We start from the raw sequence: 8,091 nt of genomic DNA on the forward strand, positions 1-8,091 counted from the left end.
ATACAGAGGTTGTAGTAGATGATTATCAATATTCTGCAATTTTATTAGAAGGAATGCTTCGTACACAAAATTCATTAGAATATAACTTACTAGAATTAATTACGGCATCACAAAATGAAGTGGCAAATAAAGAGGGGATAATTGATAATATTGAAAAGGATCTTAAAAAATATGATTCTTTATTAAAAGAATATGATGATGGTTTTAATTTAAGTAAGCAAGAGGATGAACTATTTCAGAAGATGAAGAAATCTTTGCCAAGTTATAAAGATACATATAAAAAATTATTTAAAAAGGCGAAGGCAACAAATGAGCCACAAATGGTAAATGAATTTCAGAAGGAATTAAAACCGAAGGGAATAGAGTTAGCTGGTTATGCAGTGGATCTAGAATCGTATGTTTCAAATTTAGCTGACCAAGTATTTAAAGATTCTCAAAAAATGATTGATCGTTCCGTTATTACCTTTATCATTCTTGTAGTAGTTACTACAATCGTTATATGTATAGTAAGTTATATTATTAGCAAGCTCATAGTTGCTCCTTTACAAACGGTTAGTCGTATGATGGAAAGAGCGAAAGAAGGAGATTTAACCGTACATGGTGATTATACTGCTAAGGATGAATTAGGTGTATTAGTAAGTAATTTTAACGAGATGATTGCAGGGCTAAGAACAAATATGCAAGAAGTAGAGAATAATATTCAGCTTTTATTCCAACATGCAGACGGAGTAGTATCTGCATCAGAAGTATCTAGTAGTGCAGCGAAGAAAATCACTATGGATATTGAAGAAGTTGCAAATGGTGCAGAGAGTCAAATGCAAGCAATGGAACAAACTGCGGGTGCGATGGAAGAGTTGACGCAAGGAATGCAGAGTATAGTCAATACATCATCCTCTGTAAATGAATTATCTGCTCAATCAGCATTAGATGCAGAGAGTGGTAACAAATTAATGAAACAAATGATTCAACAGATGGATACAATCCAAAATTCGGTACATAGCGGTGTGAAACAAGTAGAGACTATGAAAGAACAATCAGAAGAAATTGTTAAAATCATTGATGTTATGCAAGGTATTACCTCCCAGATTAACTTATTAGCATTAAACGCCGCAATTGAGGCTGCACGTGCTGGTGAAAGTGGTAGAGGATTTGCAATTGTGGCAGATGAAGTGCGGAAATTAGCAGAACAATCTAGTGATTCTGCAAAACAAATTGAGAATCTTATTACTCAAGTTATGGGAACAACGAACCATACGGTACATATGATGGGGAAAGTAGATAATGAGGTACAGGCAGGTACACAAGTAGTAATGCATACAGAAAAAGTATTTGGAACAATTACAGAAAAAGTACAGCAAGTATCTGAGCAAATTCAAACGGTATCTATGTCTACAGATGAAATTGCAGCGAGTAGTGAGGAAATCTCGGCTTCTGCAGAAGACATGGCTCAAATTTCCCAAAGATCATCTGACCGAACTGATAGGGTAAAAGAGTCTATTCAACAGCAAGAAAAATCTGTTCAAGAGATTTCGGTTTCAATTGAACATATGCATAACGCAGCAGGAAAATTAAAACAAATAGTTGCCCAATTTACTCTTCAAAAGTAGTAGCATATTTGAGTGTTAATAAATATAAAAAAATCATCCTCTTTTAAGAAAAAAGGATGATTTTTTTATCCCGTTATTTGCTGGGCAGTAAGACCCCCACCTCAAAATTCAGCGAAAGCGAGTTATCAGTGAAGGGGGATGCTACCTCTGAAATATAAACCATGAATATAGTAATCTCCATTAGGCATCTCCTTTAGGTGCCAATAAAGGGAAGTTATAAAGTGAAAAGGAGTTTATAAAGAGATTGTAGAATGTTTTAGTATATAACACCTTAGATGTGACAACTTCCTTTTTGAAAAAGAAAGAAGGGGGTATAAAGCAGAAAGGTAGTGGGAATATTTCTTCTAGAAGATTTGCATTTTATCTTACATTCACAAAAAAAATAGTACTCCTGAAACAATGAAGTTCATTTTATTTGAATGAAATAGGGAGAGAGGATAATGAAGAAAAAAATATTGGGTGTAATGATGATTGCGACAATGGCAGGAGGTATATTTGCAGGGGCGAATGTGACACCTGTAAAAGCGGAAGAGTATCCACAAATGATTGTGTTTGAAGATGTTCCATACGGATTTTGGGCATATGATGCTATTATGGATTTAGCGTATCATAAAATTATATTAGGGTATGGAAACGGGAAGTATGGTGTTGGTGATCTTATAACACGTGAACAAGTAGCTGGGACTATTTACAGAACACTTGAGATAAAAGAAGAAGGGCCAGTAGCGAATCCATATAAAGATGTTTCTGATAGTACAACCACTTTTAAAAAGGAAATTTTAGCGTTAACAAAACGTGGTGTTTTTACAGGGGATGGCCAAGGGGATTTTAGGCCGAAAGCACCAATCTCTAGAGCGGAAATGGCTGTCATTTTAAAACGAGCATTTAATTTTGAAACGAAACAAAAACATACATTTAAAGATATTCCAAAAGGTCACTGGGCAGAAGATGCAATTAGTGCGTTACAATCTAATAATGTTGTGAGAGGAACTGGGAATGGCATGTATGAATTAAATCGCCCTGTACCTAGAGAACAATATGCTCAGTTTATTAATAATGCGATTATTAATTATCATTTGAAAGAGGATTGGAAGTAGAGTGAAATATGAAAGCACAAATAGAAAAATTTGTGCTTTTTTGTTTGTTTAAAAAAGAATTATTATTCGTATTTATGTATTTTTATGGTTATAAACAAGCTTTATAATCAACCCGATGAAAAAGACATGATGTGTAATATGATTCACAAAACCGTCACGAAATGTGTCGGAAAATATATTGTCACTATACCATTTATTCTGTATATTTTTAAAAAAACATATACATATTGGGGAGATAATTTGATGAGCAAAAAATTATTAAAAACAGCTACAGCATTAACAATTATGGGTGGGGTGTTATTCTCAGCAGAGAGTAATAGTGTAAAAGCGGAAAGTGCACCGTTGCAAAAAGCAAATACAATTGTATTTAAAGATGTACCAAAAGGACATTGGGCATATGAGGCAATTCATGAATTAGCGGAACAAGAAATAATTTTGGGATATGGCGATGGAATATTCGGTTTTGGGGATAATGTAACACGTGAGCAAGTTGCAGCTTTAATTTACCGTGTGTTTGATATGGAAGAACAAGATGAATATGAAAACCCATATGGAGATATCGATGAAAATTCAACAAGCTTTATCGAGGAGATATTGGCTCTAACGGAAATCGGAATTTTCCAGGGAGACGAGAATGGAAACTTTAGACCGAAGGCGACGTTAACGCGTGCGGAAATGGCACAAGTTCTTACGAATGCTTTTGACCTACAGGCAAAGGGATCTCATAACTTTAATGATGTTTCAGCAAATTCATGGGCAACGAATGCAATTAGTGCAGTACAAACAAATGGTATTACAATGGGAATCGGAGAAGGTAAATTCGGTCCGTCTATGAAGGTAACGAGAGAACAATACGCACAGTTTTTACATAGAGCAATATTGCATGATATGGAACAAGGGCAGTAATAAAGTTTAACTAGTCAAAGTGAAATTCAAAAATAATACAAAAAGGTCGTTGTTGTATAACAGCGGCCTTTTTTGTATGAAATAAAGCGCGAAAGAATGGCGTTTTGAAAAAAAACGAAATGAATTTTCAAAAAAAACTTCCTTTTCTGAAGATTTGTTATATAATATAAAACATGAAATTAAATCTGTTATAAAACAGTTTAAGAAGGGGATGCTAATATGTCGACGCAAACTTCACGGGTTACACTCGTTGGAGAAATGTTACCAGCGTACAGCGAAATATTGACACCTGAGGTGCTTAGTTTTTTGAAGGAACTACATGAGAATTTTAATGAGCGCCGCATAGAACTTTTACAAAAACGTGTAGAAAAACAAAAGAGAATTGATGCAGGGGAGTTTCCGAAGTTTCTAGAAGAAACAAAACACATACGTGAAGCGGATTGGACAATTGCCAAGCTGCCAAAAGACTTAGAGGATCGCCGTGTAGAGATTACTGGACCGGTAGATAGAAAGATGGTCATTAACGCTTTAAATTCAGGAGCGCATCTTTTTATGGCGGATTTTGAAGATTCGAATTCACCAACTTGGGAAAATGCAGTGGAAGGCCAAATCAATTTACGAGATGCAGTAAAGGGAACGATTTCACATGAAAATGATAAAGGGAAAGAATATAGATTAAATGAGAAAACAGCTGTACTCATTGTACGTCCAAGAGGATGGCATTTAGAGGAAAAGCATATGCAAGTTGATGGGAAAAATATGTCGGGTAGCTTAGTAGACTTCGGCTTGTACTTTTTCCATAATGCGAAAGCTCTTTTAGCAAAAGGGAGCGGCCCATACTTTTACTTACCGAAAATGGAAAGTTATTTAGAAGCGAGATTATGGAATGATGTATTCGTATTTGCTCAAAAATATATCGGCATTCCAAATGGAACGATTAAAGCAACTGTGTTACTGGAAACGATTCACGCTTCGTTTGAAATGGATGAAATTTTGTATGAGCTAAAAGATCATTCTGCTGGCTTAAACTGCGGAAGATGGGATTATATTTTTAGCTTTTTAAAGAGTTTCCGTAATCATAATAAATTCTTACTACCAGATAGAGCACAAGTCACGATGACGGCGCCATTTATGCGTTCGTATTCTTTGAAAGTAATTCAAACATGTCACCGCCGTAATGCACCAGCAATTGGAGGAATGGCGGCACAAATTCCGATTAAAAATAATCCAGAAGCAAATGAAGCAGCTTTTGAAAAAGTGCGTGCTGATAAGGAACGCGAAGCTTTAGACGGTCATGACGGGACTTGGGTTGCCCACCCTGGACTTGTACCGGTTGCAATGGAAGTGTTTAATCACATTATGAAAACACCAAATCAAATTTTTAGAAGACGTGAAGAAATATGTGTAACAGAAAACGATTTACTAGAGGTACCGGTGGGAACGATTACAGAAGAGGGCCTTCGCATGAATATTAGCGTAGGTATTCAATATATTGCATCTTGGTTAAGCGGACGGGGAGCAGCACCCATTTATAACTTAATGGAAGATGCGGCAACAGCTGAAATTTCAAGAGCACAAGTATGGCAATGGATTCGTCATGAAGGTGGAAAACTAAATGATGGTCGTAATATTACGCTTGAATTAATGGAAGAATTAAAAGAAGAAGAATTAGCAAAAATAGAAAGAGAGATTGGTAAGGAAGCCTTTAAGAAAGGGAGATTCCAAGAGGCGACAACGTTGTTTACAAATCTCGTTCGAAATGATGAATTCGTACCATTTTTAACATTACCGGGTTATGAAATTTTATAAAAAATGAAAAGGGGATGGAACAAATGAAAAACGAAAGAATCGAGAAGTTACAAGAAAGCTGGGAATTAGATGAGCGTTGGAAAGGGATCACACGTCCATATTCGGCAGAAGATGTAATTCGCCTGCGCGGGTCAATTGATATTGAACATACGTTAGCGCGTCGTGGTGCTGAGAAGCTTTGGACATCGCTTCATACAGAAGACTATATTAACGCACTTGGCGCATTAACAGGAAACCAAGCGATGCAACAAGTAAAAGCTGGGTTAAAAGCGATTTACTTAAGTGGTTGGCAAGTAGCAGCTGATGCAAACCTTTCTGGGCATATGTATCCAGACCAAAGTTTATATCCAGCGAACAGCGTACCTGCTGTAGTAAAACGAATTAATCAAACGCTTCAACGTGCGGATCAAATTCAGCATATGGAAGGAAGCGATGATACAGACTATTTCGTACCGATTGTAGCAGATGCAGAAGCTGGATTTGGTGGGCAATTAAATGTATTCGAACTGATGAAAGGTATGATTGAAGCAGGTGCATCAGGTGTGCATTTTGAAGATCAATTATCTTCAGAGAAAAAATGTGGCCATTTAGGCGGAAAAGTATTACTACCAACGCAAACAGCAGTACGCAATTTAATTTCTGCACGCCTTGCAGCAGATGTAATGGGAGTGCCGACAATTATCGTTGCAAGAACAGATGCGGATGCAGCTGATTTAATTACGAGCGATATTGATCCTGTTGATAAAGCATTTATTACAGGAGAAAGAACACCAGAAGGATTTTACCGTACGAATGCAGGTCTTGATCAAGCAATTGCGCGCGGTTTAGCGTATGCACCGTACGCAGACCTCGTTTGGTGTGAAACGTCAGAACCAAATTTAGAAGATGCAAAACGATTTGCGGACGCAATTCATAAGGAGCATCCAGGGAAGCTACTTGCATATAACTGCTCACCTTCATTCAACTGGAAACAAAAACTAGATGAAAAAACAATTGCAAGCTTCCAAAAGGAAATCGCATCTTACGGTTACAAGTTCCAATTCGTAACACTTGCTGGATTCCATTCATTAAATTACGGTATGTTTGAACTAGCACGTGGCTATAAAGAGCGCGGCATGGCAGCATACTCTGAACTACAACAAGCAGAATTCGCAGCTGAAAAACATGGCTACTCTGCAACACGTCATCAACGCGAAGTAGGAACAGGTTACTTTGATGAAGTGGCACAAGTGATTACAGGCGGAACTTCATCAACGACAGCGTTAAAAGGATCTACGGAAGAAGCACAGTTTACGAAATAAAAGGAAGGGGCACCTTTTTGAAAGGTGCCCCTTGTTATTTTCTAAACGATTCGAAAAGAGAGATTGAGTTGTCGGCAAAAAACGATACTAACTTTTCTTTATTACTAAATCAACTCCACTCAGCCCTATGATCACGAATAAACTTCATATCTTTCTCATAATGCTCTAGATGTCCTTCATCGATCATTCTTTGGAAATTCAAGTCGCCTTCTTGAGCTTTTCGTTTCATATATGTACATAACCCTTCTAATCGAAGCAACACCATTCCTAAGTAATCTTCATCCATATTTTTATCATAGGACTGAACGAACAAATTCACTCTCTCTTTAATACGATCTGCATGTTGCGATGAGTCATAATGAACGGCTTCACCGGATTCAGTATAATACACTCTACTTAAAGGCACACAAGTATAGAGTGTATAAGCGATATCCCATAGTCTTGGACCAGGAGCAGCAACATCGAAATCAATAATCCCTACTGGCTTCTTATTATTAAAAATAATGTTATATATGGCAAAATCATTGTGACATAAAACCTCAATGTTATTTGGAGTATGATCCATCGGTTTCCAATCAGCTAATAACGGAAAATCACTTACAGCATCATGGTAAAGGCGGAGCATCTTTGCTATTTCTTTTAATACATCATTAGATCGCATATATTCTTTTAAAGGATAATTGCCAGCTTCTCCTTCAATAAAGGATAAAATCTCTCTATCCTTTTCATCTACACCTAAAAACTTTGGAGCATAATGAAATCCTTTGTTTTCTAAATATTGCAATAGCTTATGAATCTTTTCACTGTCTGGCTTTAACTCTCGCCGAACAGTATTTTTAGAACGATATACGCTTGAGACGTTTCCCCCTGTTAGCCTTTCTTCTTTAGCGTAGTTTGACATGTGAAAATTCCCCCTGTGATTAAAAAATCCAATTCCAAATAGTGAATAGACCAACAACGGCAGAAAAGAGGAGGGAAGCAAGCAATGCTAGACAGCCAAAAGGAACTAGCTTATCTTTCCATGTTTCTTTATACTCATAAATTAACTCCTCTGCTACTTTCTTCTGCACTGAAGATAAAGGTTGATCTTTATACAACCCTTTTATATGGTTAGAATCGCCTTTAAACTTTAAAGCACGTGCAATATGATGAGGACTATTTCCCATTGATTTTTCAAATAATAAACATGATTCATGCATAATACCTGTTTTATGCTCTTCTAGATACCAGTAACGTCCAGCCATTTCTGGATATTGTAATTTATAATAAATATCTCCGAGTTGTTTTCGAAGATGTAATTCATTTGGGTATGTAAAGATGAGGCCATGCAATCTATCTCTTGCTTTTCCAAGATTATTATTTTCAATATCC

6 protein-coding genes and 2 pseudogenes are annotated in these 8,091 nt (G+C 36.6%); 6 read left to right on the forward strand and 2 right to left on the reverse strand.

Features of this window, described 5'->3' with window-relative positions; translation table 11 throughout:
- Positions 1-53: 53 nt before the first annotated feature.
- The 6 genes and pseudogenes from ABWK52_RS29800 to aceA form a co-directional block, all read left to right on the forward strand.
- Positions 54-611: pseudogene (locus tag ABWK52_RS29800) on the forward strand (MCP four helix bundle domain-containing protein); the annotation flags it as partial.
- A 351-nt stretch (positions 612-962) separates the two neighbouring features.
- Positions 963-1,607, forward strand: a pseudogene (locus tag ABWK52_RS29805) (methyl-accepting chemotaxis protein); the annotation flags it as partial.
- A gap of 440 nt (positions 1,608-2,047) precedes the next feature.
- A complete protein-coding gene (locus ABWK52_RS17775) occupies positions 2,048-2,704 on the forward strand; it encodes an S-layer homology domain-containing protein (RefSeq protein WP_000727094.1) in 657 nt (218 codons plus the stop codon).
- Between the two features lie 138 nt (positions 2,705-2,842).
- On the forward strand, positions 2,843-3,610 hold the full coding sequence (locus ABWK52_RS17780; RefSeq protein ID WP_114159535.1) for an S-layer homology domain-containing protein: 768 nt from the start codon (positions 2,843-2,845) through the stop codon (positions 3,608-3,610).
- A 219-nt stretch (positions 3,611-3,829) separates the two neighbouring features.
- Positions 3,830-5,419, forward strand: coding sequence for a malate synthase A (aceB, locus tag ABWK52_RS17785; protein ID WP_000107349.1), 1,590 nt, complete (start codon positions 3,830-3,832; stop codon positions 5,417-5,419).
- A gap of 23 nt (positions 5,420-5,442) precedes the next feature.
- The gene (gene aceA / locus ABWK52_RS17790; protein ID WP_000787346.1) at positions 5,443-6,720 is read left to right on the forward strand and encodes an isocitrate lyase; all 1,278 of its coding nucleotides are present in this window, start codon (positions 5,443-5,445) and stop codon (positions 6,718-6,720) included.
- A gap of 109 nt (positions 6,721-6,829) precedes the next feature.
- Here aceA and ABWK52_RS17795 read toward each other — a convergent pair whose 3' ends face one another.
- Positions 6,830-7,621, reverse strand: a complete 792-nt coding sequence (locus tag ABWK52_RS17795) for a phosphotransferase (RefSeq protein ID WP_098541338.1) — start codon at positions 7,619-7,621, stop codon at positions 6,830-6,832.
- A gap of 19 nt (positions 7,622-7,640) precedes the next feature.
- On the reverse strand, positions 7,641-8,091 hold a 451-nt coding region (locus ABWK52_RS17800), incomplete at its 5' end, for a DUF6584 family protein (protein ID WP_353772046.1).

The sequence above is a fragment of the Bacillus sp. AP50 genome (assembly GCF_040492675.1).
Classification (GTDB): domain Bacteria; phylum Bacillota; class Bacilli; order Bacillales; family Bacillaceae_G; genus Bacillus_A; species Bacillus_A cereus.